Annotated in this window: 12 protein-coding genes; 4 read left to right on the top strand and 8 right to left on the bottom strand. The window is 60.5% G+C overall.

Translation table 11 applies throughout. From position 1 onward, the window contains the following. Nucleotides 1-74: 74 nt before the first annotated feature. The 3 genes from NLM32_RS10930 to NLM32_RS10920 all read right to left on the bottom strand — a co-directional run bounded on the left by NLM32_RS10930 (nt 75) and on the right by NLM32_RS10920 (nt 7,078). Entirely contained in the window at nt 75-2,255 is a 2,181-nt protein-coding gene (locus tag NLM32_RS10930) for a di-heme-cytochrome C peroxidase (RefSeq protein WP_254128989.1), read from the bottom strand. 142 nt (nt 2,256-2,397) lie between these two features. After that, a complete protein-coding gene (locus NLM32_RS10925; RefSeq protein ID WP_254128988.1) occupies nt 2,398-3,837 on the bottom strand; it encodes a hypothetical protein in 1,440 nt (479 codons plus the stop codon). A gap of 40 nt (nt 3,838-3,877) precedes the next feature. Beyond that, nucleotides 3,878-7,078 carry a hypothetical protein gene (locus tag NLM32_RS10920; RefSeq protein ID WP_254128987.1) on the bottom strand — a complete coding sequence of 1,067 codons (3,201 nt, stop codon included), beginning with the start codon at nt 7,076-7,078 and terminating at the stop codon, nt 3,878-3,880. A gap of 930 nt (nt 7,079-8,008) precedes the next feature. Between NLM32_RS10920 and NLM32_RS10915 the strand changes: the two genes are divergently transcribed. Next, the gene (locus NLM32_RS10915; RefSeq protein WP_254128986.1) at nt 8,009-9,427 is read left to right on the top strand and encodes an IS701 family transposase; all 1,419 of its coding nucleotides are present in this window, start codon (nt 8,009-8,011) and stop codon (nt 9,425-9,427) included. Between the two features lie 56 nt (nt 9,428-9,483). On the opposite strand, the gene NLM32_RS10910 is transcribed toward NLM32_RS10915, so the two are convergent. Then, complete coding sequence (locus NLM32_RS10910) at nt 9,484-10,824, bottom strand: IS1182 family transposase (RefSeq protein WP_254128467.1); 1,341 nt, start codon at nt 10,822-10,824, stop codon at nt 9,484-9,486. A gap of 63 nt (nt 10,825-10,887) precedes the next feature. Continuing rightward, nucleotides 10,888-12,324, bottom strand: coding sequence for an IS701 family transposase (locus NLM32_RS10905; RefSeq protein ID WP_254128466.1), 1,437 nt, complete (start codon nt 12,322-12,324; stop codon nt 10,888-10,890). Nucleotides 12,325-12,413: 89 nt separating this feature from the next. Here NLM32_RS10905 and NLM32_RS10900 point away from each other — a divergent pair, with 89 nt between their 5' ends. From NLM32_RS10900 to NLM32_RS10890, 3 genes are read left to right on the top strand one after another with little or no spacing between them, the layout of a single operon-like run. After that, nucleotides 12,414-12,935, top strand: coding sequence for a hypothetical protein (locus NLM32_RS10900; protein WP_254128985.1), 522 nt, complete (start codon nt 12,414-12,416; stop codon nt 12,933-12,935). Further along, the gene (qatD, locus tag NLM32_RS10895) at nt 12,932-13,705 is read left to right on the top strand and encodes a Qat anti-phage system TatD family nuclease QatD (RefSeq protein ID WP_254128984.1); all 774 of its coding nucleotides are present in this window, start codon (nt 12,932-12,934) and stop codon (nt 13,703-13,705) included. The genes NLM32_RS10900 and qatD overlap by 4 nt, the downstream gene beginning before the upstream one ends. Continuing rightward, on the top strand, nt 13,702-14,568 hold the full coding sequence (locus NLM32_RS10890) for a HEPN domain-containing protein (RefSeq protein WP_254128983.1): 867 nt from the start codon (nt 13,702-13,704) through the stop codon (nt 14,566-14,568). The genes qatD and NLM32_RS10890 overlap by 4 nt, the downstream gene beginning before the upstream one ends. A gap of 117 nt (nt 14,569-14,685) precedes the next feature. Here NLM32_RS10890 and NLM32_RS10885 read toward each other — a convergent pair whose 3' ends face one another. The 3 genes from NLM32_RS10885 to NLM32_RS10875 form a co-directional block, all read right to left on the bottom strand. Further along, nucleotides 14,686-15,576 carry an alpha/beta hydrolase gene (locus NLM32_RS10885; RefSeq protein WP_254128982.1) on the bottom strand — a complete coding sequence of 297 codons (891 nt, stop codon included), beginning with the start codon at nt 15,574-15,576 and terminating at the stop codon, nt 14,686-14,688. A 17-nt stretch (nt 15,577-15,593) separates the two neighbouring features. Then, nucleotides 15,594-16,694 (bottom strand): NAD(P)-dependent alcohol dehydrogenase, encoded by a 1,101-nt coding sequence (locus NLM32_RS10880; RefSeq protein WP_254128981.1) that lies wholly within the window; start codon nt 16,692-16,694, stop codon nt 15,594-15,596. An 84-nt stretch (nt 16,695-16,778) separates the two neighbouring features. After that, nucleotides 16,779-18,254, bottom strand: a complete 1,476-nt coding sequence (locus NLM32_RS10875; RefSeq protein ID WP_254128980.1) for a benzaldehyde dehydrogenase — start codon at nt 18,252-18,254, stop codon at nt 16,779-16,781. Between the last annotated feature and the right edge of the window lie 230 nt (nt 18,255-18,484).

Raw genomic sequence — 18,484 nt, 5'->3', positions numbered from 1 at the left:
TTCTGTACGCAGCACCACAAGCGGATAAAGATCGGTAGGTCGATCAGGGCAACCACCGCCAATCAACAGATATCTCACAGCGTCTTGAGATACTCGACAAGTGCTCGTCGCTCGACATCGGTCAATTCTGGTCCGATGACGCCAGGCGGGAGCTTGGTCACGTCGGTCTCCTTGCCCTCAAACGAATGTCCACGATTGCTATTTCCAAGCAGCGATACATTGAAGTCCGTCAGGCCGGCCGCACAGGCATCGTCCGCTTTCGTCTTCGTAACAAGCCCGACTTTGACTGGATCGAACTGGCGGCTGCCAACGCAGAAAGACGTCGGCCGCTCCTTCTGCGGCAACAACATGTCTCTCAGCGTCGGCACGGACCCGTTGTGCAGATACGGAGCTGTCGCCCAAACACCATCCAACGGGCGCGCCCGATACTGAGGTTCAAGGGCAAGAACATCTTCGTCCTTTCCGTTACGGTTCGCCCGAGCCCCAACATAGACTCGTTGGTTTTGACAGTTTTTCCTAGGTCCCCACATCTGCTGCTTGGCTTCCTCGGAAGTGCGGTTCGCAATGATCCATTGGTCGATTGTCTTTCCGACCACGTCCATGAGGGCGAGTACGAAAAGAGGATCTGCCCCTTTGTTCGCTGGAAGGCCGCAACCCCAGGCTCTGTTGAGGTCATCGACTGGATTTAATCCAAGTGACTCGGGTAAGTGAACTCGGCGCGTCGTGAGGACATCGGATTGTTGACGATCGGTGCCGATCGCGGTGACCGGCATCTGGGTCACATTAAAATAATGCCGCCCCCCTATCTCCACCCAATTTTTCTCGTTCTTGGCGGAGCGATCGGGATTTTCCGGTTTCCAGAACGAATCCTCCGGCCATCTCTTGTCGAAGGAAGGATCGTTGACCGGGCCTCGGTGGCATTCAAAGCAATGCGCGCGATAGAGATCGCGGCCTTTTTCAACGAGGTTTTCGTCAATGGCCCAAGCCTGGTCGCCCCGAAATTTTTCCTGCGCGTCCTTCCACCTGGGCGCTACGAGCCCGGTAAATTTTCTGCCACTTGCATCGGCCGCCGAAAAGGGATCGGCGCCGCGCAGAAGCTCTTCGAACCGCGCGATGTCGGATAGATGTATCGATGAGGCAAAAAGTGGCCGTCCGGGCGCGGTCATATTGATTTTCGCGCTAACACCGAGCGCCTCGCCTGAATTACGAACAAGTTCGTTGAGAACGGAGGCGTCATACTGTGCCCAGAGGAAATACGGCGTGTCCCAGATGGGCGGAAAGCTCACGGGCGCATCGTGGCGCGCGAAGTTGCCCTTGAGGAGGGGATCGGGGAGTTCACCGGTCACGGGATCGAGAAGGTTGCTATAGAAAACCTGGTTCCCGATCCGGTTCAGCGCGTCGAGTCGACCGAAACCTTCATCGAGATCCGCAACTCCCTGTCCCGTCAAAAGGCTATCGCCCTGCGCCTTTTGCTTCTTGATCTTTTGGAGCGCAAGCTCCAGATCGCTTCGAAGCTGCTTTCGATCGACGCTTTGGCCCTTGATCTGCTCCAGCCTGCTGGCGAAACGCTCGAATCGCCACGGCAAAATCAGCGTGTAGCCGATAGACAGTCCGATGACCCTTTCAACCTCGCCGAGATTGACCATCGCTGGCCCACCGTCGAACCGAAGGCTGACATTTTTGTATTCCAGATGCCCCGTATGACAAGCGGCGCAGGTTAATCCGATCTGATCTTCATACGAGGCTCCCGTCGTCGGGTCGACACCGCCCTTAACGATGGCAAAGCCGACAGGCAAGCCATTTGGATTGTCGGGTACGTTTGGAGTCCAACTGGAGCTCGCAGCGTCCCCATTCGACGTATCCTCGTGATAACCGTATGAGGGCGCGTTACCGGCGAAGTCCTTTGAGCCAGGACTCGGGATGAAGCCAAGGCGGCGCAGGTAGTCCTCGTCGGTCAAGCTCGTGTAAGAGATGGACAGCTCCGGCCGTTCCAGGGCCAAAAACCATTGATAGGGGACAGGAATGGTCGCCGTCCCCTGCGATGTGTGGTGAAACCAGTAACGCTGGCGCGAGCTCCAATTCTGCGGCAGCCAATAGGCGCTTTCGATTTTCGATGGCTCCGGCAGCGTGGCAGGCAGCAGTTGAGCGACCAGATTTGCGTCGTTCTTGATTTTAAGAGCCGCATCGCGAACCTTCTCCGGCGCGAAATACACCCAGCCGACCGACACGATCGCGACGACGACGATTGCGAACAATAGACCGGCGACATGCGGCCAGCGCCTTACCCAGGAACTAAGTCGAGAGCCGAAAGAACGTCTCCCCATAGCAACCACTCCATTCATTTTTTTCGTGCACCAAGCCGGGCCGGCAGGCATCCGGTAACGGTGACGGCGTCTGTTACTTGTTCAGCAATTGGCTATTGATGAGGGCGACCACGTCAGCTGTTTCCGCTGCCGCGCGGCGCGTTATCGTCGCCGCCGCCGGGCCGCCGTTCAAGAACGATGGGAACCAACCGAAATTGCGAACATTCCAGCTTTCCTTCGGCAAGACTGCTCGGTTCACGCCCGGCACTGCGAAGTTTGGAATTTTCCTGGCGAGCGGCTGGGCCGTCTCGGTGTGACAGCTGACGCAATCGGTATTGAAGAAGTGGCTCTTTTTCGGATCGGCAATGATATTGACAATTTCGAGTATGCGACTGTTGGGCGCCTTGCCGTCAATGAACTCGGAGGTCGAAACACCCTTGCGATCGGCGGCTGCCAAAGGCGGATTTTGCAACGCCGCGTGGCGGCAGGTGATCGGATTCTGATTGTTGGTAACCGGCTGCGGGACGACGTGTTTTCCGCCGACGATGCTGAACATCTGTGCTGCGTGCAGGCCATCGAGCGTCGGGCCGGGCACAGGTATCAAGCCGGCTTGCGGAACCCTTAACATCGAGACGAAAATCCAGGGCTCGGGCGGTGAAATGCCCATGACGGCCATGGTGTTGAGGCGCTGCGGTGAGAGATGTTTCTCCAGCAGGGCCTTGAGCGCATCACGAAACGCCTTTGCCGATGCACCCACAAGGCCTGGATGCACGTTCAGATCGCCGGCAGTCGAGACTTTGACACCGCCCAAATGTCCGGTTGCGAGTTGATCGCGCAAGGTCGCGACGTCACGAACGATCGCCTTGAAGGCTTCGTCGTCCGGCTTGAATCGCGGGAATGGCATACAGCCATCGAGCGGCGGATCCGGGTCGAGGTTAAAGCTAAAGATAAGGTGGCCGGCCGTGTCATGAACCTTGAATCCGTCCGGTCCAGTGGTCACCGGCTGAATGATGAGGCGGATTTGCGGTTGCCGGCCAAACTGTGCGATGACGTCCGGCGACAATCCCGGCGCGCCCGGATCGATCCTAATGCCGGCGACAAACCAGGCATCGATCTTTTTCACGGCATCGGGCAGCTGGATGTGGCGCACACCTGAGTCCGGCACTCCCGGACGCTCGGGATTTTCCGCGTTGGCGATAAAGCGCGCGAAGTCTGCGTCGGAAAACAGTCGCTGCGGAGATCCTGTGGGGCCGGCCAGATCGGATACCGCGATCAGATTAGCCAGGTCACCCGCCGATTTCGGTGGAGGAAAGAGGATGGACACATCGTTGGCCGAAAGCGGCTTTGACGCCGTTTGCGCCGGAGCGGCTCCCACGCCCAAAGCTGCGGCGAAGACCGCCCCCGCCGCAAATAGTCGTGCAAGCCGTTGACGAAACCTCGATCCTTGCACTTCACCCCTTGCCATCATTGGCAATCCCTCCTGCGAAACTAAGAGTTCAAACATCAGCTGTAGAAAGCAGAGACCTCGGCGCAACGTTCTCTCCACCGCAAAGTGGACCGGCGGACCAACCTTCTCATTCCTCGCCGTAGAACTGGCTTTGCAAGGTCTTGAGCTTCGTCGGATGCAACACCTCCTCGATACACCCAAGGAACATCTCACTCCTTGCATTGACACGCGCGCCATCAGCTGGGGCATGCTCCATGTCCGTCTGCAATGCGCGCACGGCTGTCCAATCCTTCGTACGATCCTTCAGCAACTCGAATAGTGTCCGATTGTTTTCGTAAGGATGAAGCCGAAAGTGAGCGAAAGTCGCCTTGGCTGAGACCTTCGCATCCCGTAACGCGTCGGGAAGCGTTAGCAGATCAAGTCCTTCCAGCTCGCCAAGCTGCTGCGTTTGAGCCTGCGCTTCCTGATATTGTTCACGTCCGACCAATTGATACATTCCTCGCGGACGAAACAGCCAACCGTCATCTGTTCCGGGCTGGTTTCCAAAAGGGTTGCCATCGTAGCCAAGAACAAAGTTGGCCAATTCCTTGGGATGGTTGAGCAATGAATTCACGTCGACCGCCGGCTTGTTGGCGGTCACAAGCTTTGCGTTATTTTTTTCGATACGATCGCGCCATTTGCGAGGGAGTTGAGAAACGGCGCTGTAAAAGAAATTCTCGCTACTACGTGTAAAATCGGCGCTGTCGTAGGAGACTGATCCCAGAATATAGGCCAGGATACGAGGGTCCGTTTCCTCGACGCGATCCCACTCCTGCAATAAAGCTTTGACCTGCTCGGCCTGAAAATACGCCGTGTAGCTCTTGCGATACGGCGGAACGGGTGGAGGAGCCGGCGAATGGTCCTTGATCGATTCAGTCAGCTGGTGCTCGTAATCAGCAACCCTATCCCGGTATTTTTGATAACGGCGCTCTTGCAACCAATTGCTCTCATAACAAGCAAGTAATGGCTGCGGCCTGACTTTTGGAGTTGGTCGATATTCCTTGTCTAACTCATCGGCGTAGGCAGCCTGTGCGAGTTTGGCGTCTTTGAGCGTTTCAAACGCTGACGCGACTGATCCATTCAGAAGATGAAACAATTTCACTTGCAGGCAATCAGCGTTGCTCTGCCTCTCGCGGGACTGATCGAAGTCGTCCTTGGGCACGCAGTCCCAAAAGCGGCCACTGCTGAGCGAGATGATATCCTCAGTTTTCTGGGACAACGTCCAGCCGAGCGGAAGGCTGTAAAACAAACCTTTTATGTCCGTTCGGCCGAACGCTGGAAAGCGCTGTACGCTTGGGGTGACTTCGGTGTCCGGTCGACGATCGATGCTGGTTGCATGATTTAGCGCGACATAGGTTCGGGAAGTTCGCGTGCTCAAAAGCGCGCGTACCGGCTCCATGAGCTCACCGAACATAAATGAACCATGATCTCCGAACTGTCCGCTCACCAGAGACAACAGGTAAATTCGGAATTTTGGCGCGTCGGAGGTGCCCTTGATACTGTTAAGCTTCTCAATCAGATCGAGCGCGGTCTCGATCCCCGAATTCTCCACATATCCGCCATCCACAAGGCGCGCCTGCGGATTGTTTGTTATGCAGTCATTTTTCAATGAGACGGTCGCCGCCGGCGTCACCCACGGAAATCGAGCGCTCGTGAAAGCAGCTGTGCTGAGCGGAATACGAAGTGAGTGGCTCTTAACAGTTTGGTCACCCCCGGTCCCCGCACGGTCAAGCGCCGCAAGAATACACAGGTCCTTGTCTTTCGGATGTAACGGATCGATATCGAAGGGAGAAATGACAGCCCGTTTGCCGCTGCCGGCATCTGTCGTGTTGAACAACAGCGCCGGCATGTTGTTGCCTGGTGCCCAATGGGACTGAAAGTCGGCCCTCAGCAGATTGGATTGATCGCCGGTACCCTTGTTGCTATCGAGCATTCTGTCACCAGCGTTCTCCAAAGTGTATTCCAGAAAACGCGCGCGATCGAAGGCGGGGACCGCGACCGGAGAAAACATTTGAGTGAAATCGGTGAATAGAAAGCCGGCGACCAAAGGCGAGAGAAAATCGGTCGCCAAGACCCTTGCAACACGCTGTTCCACCGGCCCAGGAGCATCAATATCTTCGACTCGCCCGACACCGGCCAGAAAGTCTGCGATTTTCGGGCATGTCTTTCCGTCGGCAGCATTCGAACCAAGGGACGCATTCTCGGCGTGGAGCGCAGCGGCGAAGATTGCCGAACCGACGCTGCCCCCGGAGACAGCGCTTATCGCAAACAGATGCTGCCGAAATGCTGGACAGAGATCCTGCATCCTCGCAAGAAAACGAGCCGCATTATTGGCGGCATAGATACCTCCTCCTTGAGCCGCCACGATGAAGACGGGATATTCGCCGAGCCTCTTGGCTTCCTCCACCCGCGGCTTCTGTAAAAGCCACTCACGAAATGCCCCGGCGGCGGACGTGCGTGTATCTTCTGGCAGGCTGTTTGTCTCAGCCGCGGTGCGCAGCTCATGGTCGTCGCCTCCTAAGAAGGAGGCAAGCAGAAACAAACCGCCAAAGACAACAGGTATAAATGGAAACGCAAACTTGATCGTCAGCAGGGCAAAGTGGACGGTCAGACCAACGACGCAAACCGCAAAGAGAGCGATCACGCCGAACGATCCGAAAAATTGTGCAAGCCTATCCGGGAGCAGAATGAATCCTGTTGTCAACAGGACGATGCCGCCGATCGTAAGCGCGAGAAATCTATACCGGATGAAATATGCGTTGTTGGCTCGACTCGCGAGATCAATAGAGCGATCTCTTGATCCCATCCGCCAAGCAAATATCACGAAGCAGACGAGCATGATGAGCATGGCGATTGCGAGGATGAGCAGCATGTTACGCTCGAATGCGAGCGCCTGGTCCTGAATGCGGAAAATACTCCCGACTTCCTCGACCTCACCGACCTTTCGCGCCGGCCGCGAGGCGAATTGACCTGCCGTCGCGGCGATTATCGGCAGCGCTCCGAGCGCTACGGGCGCAAATCGTATATAGAAGGCCAAACGGCCGGAAGCATGGGGGATTAGCGGTAGCGACGCCGTGGTAAGCTGAAAAGCACCCGCCCAAATCGTTATCGCGATCACGCCCAGGGCGATAAACTCCCTGACGGTCACCCAGCCGATATCATCAGCAGCTATCCGGTAAAGCTCTTGAATCTGGTCTGGCAAGTAGAGCAATACTGAGATGGCCACCGACAGAACAATCATCCACCGGAGGTTGCGCAACAGGGTAAAGAGCTGCTCGCGCACAGTCATCGCGTCATTTCCCTCACAGGTTTGCGGAGATAGTCACTGAGCTGGTGGAGTGGGCTCGGATTCGGACATTCATGCCAGCTTGCACCGAACAGGATCGAGCCCCTGGATACACGCGACCTGCAACAAAATAATTATGGCTCTACTCGCGAGCAGAGCGTCGAAAATTGAGTACTTAACCTACAGTAGTAGGTCCGACTATGTCGATAAGTTCGCACGATTCGTCAATTAGGTTTTTCGATGCGGATAACCGCGACTGTGACCAACTCGTTGGCTGCAAGGGCGAGTTGCCGACTACACGCCTTTGTACGTATCGTACAAATTTCTCGGTCTCGACTCGATAGATCGTCTTGATCCAACTCACCCTCCGACAGGTGCAGGCACGTTCAACATACCGTGCCGTGAAGTCACAGTTTCTCAATTTACGCCCGACTCAACGTTGAATTTATGCGCGTGATCGGCGGACCGCGCAGCTTTTTCGCGCGCTCACGCGCTCAGCATCAGCGGACCGCAATGGTGATGCCGACCGAGGATCTGGACAAAGGAGATGTGCCGCAACTAAACACATGTTAAAGAATTGTGACGGCGTGCAGCGTGAGGAGGCGGAGCGTGAGAAAGAGTGATGTAACATGTTCCGACTGCGGCGCTGGTTTCCACCGTCTTGAGCTCAGCTCTGAGCGTGGCACCGAGGGCAAGTACCACTGCCCTGCTTGTGGCAATTTGATCGAGGCTTTCGGAGCGGCTCATTTCGTTGCTTACCGGTTGACGATAGAGCCATCGATTAAGGTGCTCCGCGAGCAGTAGGTCACCTCGGTTGGCGGCCTCTGTCTTTATATCCGGCCGCCCTAGTCGGACTGAGTCACAAAACCGCAGGCTTTGGCCGGCCAGAATCAGCGATGGTTGAGGCATCGACCATCAACCGACGAGGCCGACATGAACGGGCGTGGCACCAAGACCAGCGAAATGCGATTTGCGGCGTATTTGGAAGGGCTTGCCAGCGTCATCGGTCATGCGGATCGGAAGGCGCCACTGCGCGACTATTGCGTCGGCCTGATGGCCTGTGGCGGTCGCAAGAGCGTGGAGCCGATGGCGGCGGTGACGGCTCCGGAACGGACGGCCGCCCAGCATCAATCGCTGCTGCATTTCGTCGGCAGCGGCGCCTGGTCGGATGAGAAGGTGCTGGGCAAGGTACGCGAGATGGTCCTGCCGGCGATTGAACGCCAAGGTCCCATTGAAACCGGATTTCCCAAGCAGGGGCGACACTCGGTTGGAGTTGCACGGCAATATTGCGGGCAGCTCGGCAAGCAGGATAATTGCCAGGTGGCGGTGTCACTGTCGATTGCCAACCACCACGCCAGCCTGCCTGTCGCCTATCGCCTTTATCTTCCGAAGGAATGGACTGAGGATTGCGATCGGCGGCGCAAGGTGGGCATTCCTGCCGAAGTCGGCTTCCGGACCAAGCCTGAGATCGCACTGGAGCAGTTGCAGTGGGCCTGTGCGACCGGCCTTCCGCGCGGTGTGGTGCTGATGGACGCGGGTTATGGCAACAACAGCGATCTGCGCACGGAGATCACGGCGCTGGGATTGACCTATGTGGCAGGTCTTCTGTCGAGCACAACGGTATGGACGCCCGGCACCGGTCCCTTGCCGCCGAAGCCATGGTCGGGCCGCGGCCGTCCCCCGAAACTGATGCGTCGCAACCGTCAGCATCGGCCGGCCGCCGTTAAAGCGCTCGCGATCGGCCTGCCGGCCAAAGCTTGGCGCACCATCACGTGGCGGCAAGGAACGAACGAAAAGCTGAGCTCGCGCTTTGCCCGCGTGCGGGTCCGGGCCGCGCACCGTGATTATTGGCAAACCACCCAGCGGTTGGAGGAATGGTTGCTGATTGAATGGCCGAAAGGTGAGGACCAGCCTACCAAATACTGGCTCTCGACATTGCCGGAGGATGTGGCATTCCGGACTCTCGTAGAGACGGCTAAATTGCGCTGGCGCATCGAACGCGACTATCAGGATCTCAAGCAGGAGGTCGGGCTTGGCCACTTCGAGGGACGCGGCTGGCGCGGCTTCCATCATCACGCAACCATGTGCATTGCAGCCTTCGGATTCCTGATCTCCGAGCGGGAGACGATTCCCCCCTCAGGCGCTCGGCGCGCCCGGCCGATCCCGCTCGCTCGTATTCCCGCAGATTACAGACCCCGCGGTTCTGCCGCTACGGACCCAACGTCACATTCCGAATTCGATCACGACGATGCGACGGCGACTCGAACAAGGGCTGGTCCGAACGTTGTCGAGACGTCCTTGCTGTGCAATCAAGTTCGCCCATTCCACAGATCACCGTTTGTGACGCAGTAAGACTAGGAGCCCGTCCAGATAGCTTTCTGGTTGGCGCATTTCGACACGAATCCCGCTCATGCGGCCCTTGCGAGGTTAGCGAGCTTCACGAGGTTGTGGGCGGTGCAGATCATCGCCCATTCGGCACGCACGTTGGCCAGGCCCCGCAACAGGAACTGGCGGAAGCCGCGTGCCTGCTTGATCTGTCCGAACACCGCCTCCACGATCTGCTTTCTTAGCCGGTAGGGGGTGTCGAAGCCGCCATCGGCAATCTTTTTTCTCATCGCCTGTGTCAGCGGTCCGCCGACCTTGCCGTTGTCGGCGGTGGGGCGCTTGGCGCGTCCGGTGGCGATGTAGCCGTCGATCCCGCGCTGCTCGAGGCTCGCAAGATTGGCCTCGCTCAGATAGCCGCTGTCGGCGGAAGCTTGTTGTGGCTTGTGGCCGAGATTGGCTTCGATGCCATCGACCAGCGGCACCAGTTGGCCATGGTCGCTCGTGCTCGGCGTCAGCCCGTGTGCAACGATGATCTGCGCTTTGCCATCGACGGCCGCCTGCGCGTTATAACCCTGGATGAAGCCGTCCTTGGTTTTGAGAATGCGGCTTTCAGGATCGGTGAAGTTGCGCTGTGCCTTTGCGGCAGGCTCGTCGGATGGCGGCGCGGCGGGCTTGCCGGTCTTCTTGCGACCCTCAGCCTCGCGGCTTTTCTGCTTCTCGGCCTCGATGCGACGCTCCTCGTCGGCCGCGGCCTTGGCCTCCGCCTCCAGCTCAGCCTCGGCCGCAGCGATCCTGGCGATCCGCTTCTGCTTGTCGGCGACCCAGTCGGGCAGTTCGTCGCCACGTTTGGTGCCGTGCAGCTTGTCGTCTTCGGCATCCGCGGCCTCGGCGGCGGCCAGCCAGCGATCGACCTCGGCCTGCAGTTCGGCTTGGCGCTTCTTCATGTGCCCATAGCTCATCGCCTTGTGTTTGGACGCATTCGCCCTGATCTTGGTGCCATCGAGCGCGACATGCCCAAGCCGTACCAGCCCAGCCTTCTCGGCGAGCTTCAACACCTGCACGAATAGCCCGGCCAGCTGGTTGAGGTGCCGCTTGCGGAACTCGGAGATGGTGCGGAAGTCCGGCGCATCGAGGGCTGCGATCATCATGAAGTCGGCGCGCTCGATGCACGCCTTGGCGATGCGCCGAGAGGAGTAGATGCCGCTCGCATAGCCGTTGAGCAGCAGCGCCACCATCAGGCGCGGATCGAACGGCGGCCGGCCGAGCGCACTCGTGTAGCTGCCGCTAATCTCGGTGAGGTCGAGGCTCTCCCGCACCAGTTCCACGATGAACCGTGACAAGTGGTCCCTTGGTACGAAATCCTGCACGCTGGGCGGCAGAAGCTGCGGCTGATCAATCTTCCAGAGGCGAAAATACTTGCTCATCGCCGCCAATAGAATCAGAAACCCACCCAATTGAACAGGGACTACTCGGACAGGCTCCTAGTCCTACTGCGTCACAAACGGTGGTCGGTGGAGTGGGCGAACTTGATCGCACAACAAGGACATCTCAACAACGTTCGGACCAGCCCTTGTTCGAGCCGCCGTCGCATCGTCGTGATCGAATCTGGAATGTGGCGTTGGGTTCGCAGTGGCAGATCCGCGGGGTCTGTAATCTGCGGGAACGCGAGCGAGCGGGATCGGCCGGGCGCACCGAGCGCCTGAGGGGGGAATCGTCTCCCGCTCGGAGATCAGGAATCCGAAGGCTGCAATGCACATCGTTGCGTGATGATGAAAGCCGCGCCAGCCGCGTCCCTCGAAGTGGCCAAGCCCGACTTCCTGCTTGAGATCCTGATAGTCGCGTTCGATGCGCCAGCGCAATTTAGCCGTCTCTACGAGAGTCCGGAATGCCACATCCTCCGGCAATGTCGAGAGCCAGTATTTGGTAGGCTGGTCCTCGCCTTTCGGCCATTCGATCAGCAACCATTCCTCCAACCGCTGGGTGGTTTGGCAATAATCACGGTGCGCGGCACGGACCCGGACGCGGGCAAAGCGCGAGCTCAGCTTTTCGTTCGTTCCTTGCCGCCATGTGATGGTGCGCCAAGCTTTGGCCGGCAGGCCGATCGCGAGCGCCTTGACGGCGGCCGGTTGATGCTGACGGTTGCGGCGCATCAGTTTCGGGGGACGACCGCGGCCCGACCATGGCTTCGGCGGCAAGGGACCGGTGCCGGGCGCCCATACCGTTGTGCTCGACAGAAGACCCGCCACATAGGTCAATCCCAGCGCCGTGATCTCCGTGCGCAGATCGCTGTTGTTGCCATAGCCCGCGTCCATCAGCACGACACCGCGCGGAAGTTCGCTCGCACAGGCCCACCGCAACTGCTCCAGCGCGATCTCAGGCTTGGTCCGGAAGCCGACTTCGGCAGGAATGCCCACCTTGCGCCGCCGATCGCAATCCTCAGTCCATTCCTTCGGAAGATAAAGGCGATAGGCGACAGGCAGGCTGGCGTGGTGGTTGGCAATCGACAGTGACACCGCCACCTGGCAATTATCCTGCTTGCCGAGCTGCCCGCAATATTGCCGTGCAACTCCAACCGAGTGTCGCCCCTGCTTGGGAAATCCGGTGTCATCGATGATCCAAGCTTCGATCGGGCCCTGGCGTTCAATCGCCGGCAGGACCATCTCGCGTACCTTGCCCAGCACCTTCTCATCCGACCAGGCGCCGCTGCCGACGAAATGCAGCAGCGATTGATGCTGGGCGGCCGTCCGTTCCGGAGCCGTCACCGCCGCCATCGGCTCCACGCTCTTGCGACCGCCACAGGCCATCAGGCCGACGCAATAGTCGCGCAGTGGCGCCTTCCGATCCGCATGACCGATGACGCTGGCAAGCCCTTCCAAATACGCCGCAAATCGCATTTCGCTGGTCTTGGTGCCACGCCCGTTCATGTCGGCCTCGTCGGTTGATGGTCGATGCCTCAACCATCGCTGATTCTGGCCGGCCAAAGCCTGCGGTTTTGTGACTCAGTCAGACTAGTATGGCGCGCTTTGACGAGCTGCTGCGCGGTCTCGGCCTCCGGACGCGTCTCGAGAACCCCTACGCCTTCCAGACCAAGGGCGAGATGGCGAAAGCCTGCGCGGATCTTGCGTTCCTTCGCAAGGAGGCTCGGAACACGATGTCCTGTTCCTCGCCCGCCAGCCGTCGCTACGATCCGGACCCGAGCCAGCGCGATCCCAAGCATTGTGGCCGTTGCGTTCCATGCCTGATCAGGCGCGCGGCAATCCTGGAAGCCTGGGGCGCCGACGACACGCCCTATCGCATCGCGGACCCGCGCGCGCGAGTCCTCGACACAAAAAAGGTGGAGGGACAGCATGTGCGCTCCTTCCAGCTCATGCTATCACGTCTCGCGCAAAAGCCGGATCGGGCTCGGTTCGACATCCATCGCCCCGGCCCCCTGGTTGATCATCCGGATCGGCTGAAGAACTACGAGGCCGTCTATGTCGCCGGACTGCAAGAGGTCGGCCGATTGCTGCAGGGCGTACGAGCGCGACCACAATGACAGTTTCACCGAACCGACCTGCACGCTTGGTCGACTTCCACTGCCATCTTGACCTCTACAAAGATCACGCGGCGCTGATCGCCGAATGCGACCGTGAGCGCGTGGCAACGCTTGCGGTTACCACCACGCCCAAGGCATGGCTCCGCAACCGGGAATTGGCAGCGCGATCCGACCACGTGCGCGTGGCTCTCGGCCTACATCCTCAGCTCGTCGGCGACCGCGAAAGCGAGCTGCCGCTCCTCGAGCACTATCTGCGAGACGCCCGTTACGTCGGCGAGATTGGCCTCGATGCGGGACCCCGCTTTTACCGGTGCTTTCCTGCCCAGGAACGAGTTTTCGTAAGGATCCTGCAAGCTTGCGCCGACCAGAGAGGCAAGGTGCTCACGGTGCATAGCGTGCGTGCGGTCGGAAAGGTACTTGGCCATGTCGAGCGCGAGTTGCCGCCGGAACGGAGTCGTGTTGTGCTGCACTGGTTCACCGGAACGGTCGCAGAAGCGCGCAGGGCCGTCGCGTTGGGCTGTTATTTCTCGGTAAATGGCGAAATGCTGCGGTCACCGAAACATCGTCAGCTGGTCGCCGGCCTACCTGCAGACCGTCTGCTGACCGAAACGGACGGTCCGTTTGTGGAGATAGGGGGACGCCCTGTGCGCCCCCGCGATGTCGCCCAAACCGTAGCTGAACTTGCCGCACTGCGAGGCGAGACCATCGAGGCGATGGAAGGCGGCATTCTCAACAACTTGCGCACGCTTCTGAACGAGGCGCGTCCGTGAGCTTCGAGGCCTCGAAGAACAACCTCGCCCGCGAGCTGTTTGTGCGGACCGCGGACGAGAACTATGTCACCGCCCGCTGGTGCGCCGCGAACCGACTGAACATCGACTTCCTTTGGCTAGCGGTGCATGCACTCGAGAAGTATCTGAAGGCGGCGCTGCTCGTGAACGGGCAAGACACGAGGGGCTATGGCCACGATGTCGTTCGACTCTACCGGGACGTAAAGGCACTCGCCGGCACGCTCTTGCCCGATCGACTTACTAAACCAGCCGGACTCGACATCTTCCTTTGGCGGGAAAGGTCCGCCGAAGAATTCATGGCGCATCTTCTGGACAACGGGAACGCCGACAATCGTTACGCCATCTATGGATACGTTACGAGCACACAGGACCTCCACATGCTCGATGCCATGGTGTTCGCGATCCGTCGGGTTGTTTGCGAACTCGACGGCAGGGTGTTTGCGGGTGACGAACCTGATCTGCCTATCTTCACACATCGCGACATTCTCACTCGCCAGCCCGACTACTACGGTCGAATGGGCATGCCACTCGATGAGCTGATCGGCACACGCGAAGATACGCGGTTGCGTCGGGCGGCACTGAACCTCAACCTACCCTTTGCGCCTGCGGATTTCGCACATCTGCCCATGCCAGAGGGAGCCGCATCCAGCAATCCGGTCATCATCCGTCGGATACTCGATCCGCTGGCAAGTGACGATCCACGCATCGCTGCGGAAGGCATCGAAATAGCGCGCTGGTTTCTGGCCAATGTTCAGGTCCTGAGAGGAACGCCGAGCAGTCCTAGCGTGCGCGAGCAGATCCTGGAAGCAGTTGATATGGCTCGCACACGACACCGTCTCCCGTAAGCAAGAGCGAGCAGGTTCAAATCGGGGAGGCGCAACCGCCGATACCGACTTTCGGTGCTGGTTGCGATTTGAGGAGGATTGTCTTCGCACGCCCGGCGCGGTGAGCGCCCTGACGGATCAAGGTGCCAGGCGCCCGCGCGCGAAGACCGCAGCCTCTTCGATCGAGGCCATGCCTTCGTCGAGCATCGGCGCGAACAGCTGCCAGGAATGGCACATGACGTCCCAGATCTTCAGCTCGGCGGAACCGCCTGCCTGTCGCAGCCGCCCAGCGAGTTGCACGCTGTCGTCGCGCAACAGTTCCCACGAGCCGACATGGATCAAGGTCGCGGGCAGTTGCGACAGGTCGCCATTCAGCGGCGCGAGATAGGGCGACGTCGGCAGGCTGGCGCCGAAATAGACCTGCTTGAACAGCTCCGTCAGTTGCGGGGTGAGCAGCGGGGCATCGGCAACGGTGCGGAACGACTCGCTCTGGCCCGTAAAGTCGAGCGCCGGCGACATCACGACCAGCGCGCCCGGCATGGGCAAGCCCTCGTCGCGGGCCCGCATCGCCGTCGCGATCGTGAGGTTGCCGCCCGCCGAATCGCCCGACAGGCAGACCGCGGATGGCGCAAATCCATGCGCCAGCGCCCATTGATAGACGACAAGGGCATCGTCATGCGCGGTGGGTGCCGGATGTTCCGGCGCAAGCCGGTAGTCGGCCGCGAGAACGCTGAAGCCGGACGCGCGCGCCAGATTGGCGGCGACGACACGATGCGAGCGCGACGAGCCGAAGAAGAAGCCGCCGCCGTGGAAATAGACGATCAGGCGCTTGCCGTCCGAATTGGGGTAGCGGATCAGATCGCCGCCGACGGGGCCCGACGATACCCGCTCGATCATGGCGCCGTCCGGGATCGGCGTTTGCGCGTTGATCGCCTCGAACCAGGCGCGCATGTCCGCCGGACTGCCGTTGGCCGGCGGCGGGAATTGCGCGCTCATCTGCAAGATCGCGTCGAGTTGCTTCCTGGACATGTTTCCTCCGTTTGCGTTCAGTGCATCCGCACGATCGGCTTGATCGCAGCGCCGGTCTCGGAATCGTGGATCGCCGCGTTGATCTCATCGAAATTGTAGAACCTGACGAGCTTGTCGAACGGGAAGCGGCCCCGCCGGTAGAGATCGATCAGCGTCGGAATGAAGACATCGGGGTTGGCGTCGCCCTCGACGATGCCGATCAGGCGACGGCCCGCGCTCATGAAATGCGTCTCGTTGAGCACGATCTCCGCATCCGGTCCGGACGCGCCGAGAATGCCGCAGGCGCCGCGCGGACCGAGGCTCTCCACGGCGTTGCGGATCACCGCGGGCAGGCCGGTGGTGTCGAGCGCGAAATTCAGGCCAGTGCCGGTGATCCGCATGATCTCTTCGACCGCATTGGCCTGGCGCGGATCGACCACATGGGTCGCACCGAGCGATTTCGCGATCTCGAGCCTTGCCGGATTGGTGTCGACCGCGATGATGGTGGTGGCGCCGACCACATGCGCCGCCATCAGTGCAGAGAGCCCGACCGATCCGGATCCGAACACGGCGAAGGATTTTCCGGCCGAGACCTTCAGCGCGTTCATCACCGCGCCGGCGCCGGTCTGCACGCCGCAGGCGAGCGGACCGAGTAGCTCGAGCGGAACGTCGGTCGCGACCTTCACCACATTGACCTCGTGGCAAATCGCGTGGGTCGCAAACGACGACTGGCCGAAGAAATTGCCGTTGATCCGCGCGCCATCCGCCGATAGCGCGCTCGATCCATCGGCGCGTGCGGCGAAGAAATTGCGCGGGAAGAATTCATGGCAGTAGCTGGCGGCTTGGTCCTGACAGCTCGGGCAGCCGCCGCACGAATTGAACGTCATCACCACGTGATCGCCGGGCTTCACCTTGGTAATCCCCGTGCCGACCGCTTCGACGACGCCGGCGCCTTCGTGCCCGAGCACGACCGGCAGCGGCGTCGGCAGCATGCCGTCGCGGACGACGAGATCGGTATGACAGACGCCCGTGGCCTTCACCTTGACGAGGATCTCGTCGGGACGCGGGGCTTCGAGGTCGATGGTCTCAAGCTTCAGCTGCGCGCCCTTTTCGCGGGCGACGGCGGCACGGATCTTCATCCTGGTCTCCAGAGGTCAAACGTTTTGAAATGGAAGGCTCCCGGCACGCGAGGCGCCGGAAGCCGTGCGGGATTGCGGAACGGTTCAGAACGGATACGGCGTCGCTTGCGGCTTCTCCGAGGTCCACACCCATTGCGTGAACTCCTCCCAGATCGCGGGCCCGCCGATGCGGCTGCCGTTGCCGGAACGGCCGCGCCCACCGAACGGCGCGAACGGCCCGCCATTGACGGTCTGGTCGTTGATGTGGAGCTGGCCGACCGCAAGGCGATCGCCGACCGCGCGCGCCCGCGCGATCGAGCCGGAAATCACGCCGGCGGCGAGGCCATAGTCGGAGCGATTGGCAAGCTCGACCGCTTCATCGTCGCTGGCGAAGCTGACGAGGCAGGCAACGGGTCCAAAAATTTCCTCCTCGAACGCGCGCATGCCGGGCTTCACGCCGGCGAGCACGGTCGCCTGGTAATAGCGTCCGTCATGGTTGCCGCCGGCCAGCAGCCGCGCACCCTTCGCTACCGCATCGTCGACGATCGCCTGGATCTTCGCGACCTGCGCATCGCTGATGATGGGACCGAGCGCAACCTGCCCGGACGACGGATCGCCCGCGGGCAGATGCCGCGCCTTGTCGGCGACCTTCGTCGCCAGCGCTTCCGCAATATTCGCATGCGCGAGCACGAGACCGGTCGACATGCAGATCTGCCCCTGATGCAGGAAGGCGCCCCAGGCGGCATTGGACGCCGCCACATCAACATCGGCATCGTCGAGCACGATCAGCGAGTTCTTGCCGCCGAGCTCGAGCTGCACCTTCTTGAGATGGCGGCCGGCGACCTCGCCGACCTTGCTGCCGCCTTCCGCCGAGCCGGTGAAGGAGATCATCGCGATGTTGGGATCGGAGCACATCGCTTCGCCCGCGGCCGCGCCACCCGGCACGACCTGAAGGACGCCCCTGGGCAGGCCCGCTTCCTCGAAGATGCGGGCGATGATGATTCCGCCTGATACCGCGGTGCGCGGATCGGGCTTGTGGACCACGGCGTTGCCCACCGCGAGCGCCGCGGCGATGGCGCGAATGGAGAGCACAAGCGGGAAGTTGAACGGCGAGATCACGCCGACAACGCCATGGGGCACGCGCTTGGCGGTGTTCGACCTCCCCGCCTCCATCGATGGCAGCATGATGCCGTTCGGCTCGGTCACAACGGCAGCCGCATGGCGCACGAAACCAGCGCCATGCTCGATCTCGATCGCCGCCTTGGGCTGGATCGAGCCGCTCTCGCGCATGATCCAGCCGATCAGTTCCTCGCCGTTCTGCTCGAGCAGATCCGCCGCCTTGTTGAGAATCGCCGCGCGCTCCTGCGGCAGCCTCAACGCCCATGCCGCCTGAGCCTGGCGCGCTTCGCGGGCGGCCCTGGCGATGTCCTTCGGATCGGCGATGCCGACTGAACCGAGCACCGCACGCGTCGCCGGATCGCTGATCTCCATCGCGCCGCCATCGGTGGCGCTCCATTCGCCCAAAAATGCCTTGCCGCGCCACCGGTCGACGGCAATGAAATCGCGCGCCTGCATGTTCATCGAAATTTCCTCCCGTTCCGCCCGATGCGGATTGTTTGACTGCACGGTCGTTGCGACCGCGGCCTGCCTGCCGGGGAGAAAGAGAGGCAAGACGACTGCCTTGCGCGCGGCGGCCTGATGGCGCCCCACTCCTTTTTCGGGACCGTGACCCGGTCCTCTTGCCTCGCTTCCTCCCGCGAATGGGAGAGCGAATAGCAAGGCCGGTGCCAGTGAATCCGGCGGGATCCGGC

This window comes from Bradyrhizobium sp. CCGUVB14, from assembly GCF_024199935.1.
Lineage (GTDB): Bacteria > Pseudomonadota > Alphaproteobacteria > Rhizobiales > Xanthobacteraceae > Bradyrhizobium.
This window is presented reverse-complemented; position numbering and strand designations above follow the sequence as displayed.

Excerpts from the sequence above, each read along its gene's own strand:
- NLM32_RS10920 (WP_254128987.1), bottom strand. The coding sequence starts at position 7,078 with ATGACTGTGCGCGAGCAGCTCTTTACCCTGTTGCGCAACCTCCGGTGG.
- NLM32_RS10915 (WP_254128986.1), top strand. The coding sequence starts at position 8,009 with ATGAACGGGCGTGGCACCAAGACCAGCGAAATGCGATTTGCGGCGTAT.
- NLM32_RS10910 (WP_254128467.1), bottom strand. The coding sequence starts at position 10,824 with ATGAGCAAGTATTTTCGCCTCTGGAAGATTGATCAGCCGCAGCTTCTG.
- NLM32_RS10905 (WP_254128466.1), bottom strand. The coding sequence starts at position 12,324 with ATGAACGGGCGTGGCACCAAGACCAGCGAAATGCGATTTGCGGCGTAT.
- NLM32_RS10900 (WP_254128985.1), top strand. The coding sequence starts at position 12,414 with ATGGCGCGCTTTGACGAGCTGCTGCGCGGTCTCGGCCTCCGGACGCGT.
- qatD (WP_254128984.1), top strand. The coding sequence starts at position 12,932 with ATGACAGTTTCACCGAACCGACCTGCACGCTTGGTCGACTTCCACTGC.
- NLM32_RS10885 (WP_254128982.1), bottom strand. The coding sequence starts at position 15,576 with ATGTCCAGGAAGCAACTCGACGCGATCTTGCAGATGAGCGCGCAATTC.
- NLM32_RS10880 (WP_254128981.1), bottom strand. The coding sequence starts at position 16,694 with ATGAAGATCCGTGCCGCCGTCGCCCGCGAAAAGGGCGCGCAGCTGAAG.
- NLM32_RS10875 (WP_254128980.1), bottom strand. The coding sequence starts at position 18,254 with ATGAACATGCAGGCGCGCGATTTCATTGCCGTCGACCGGTGGCGCGGC.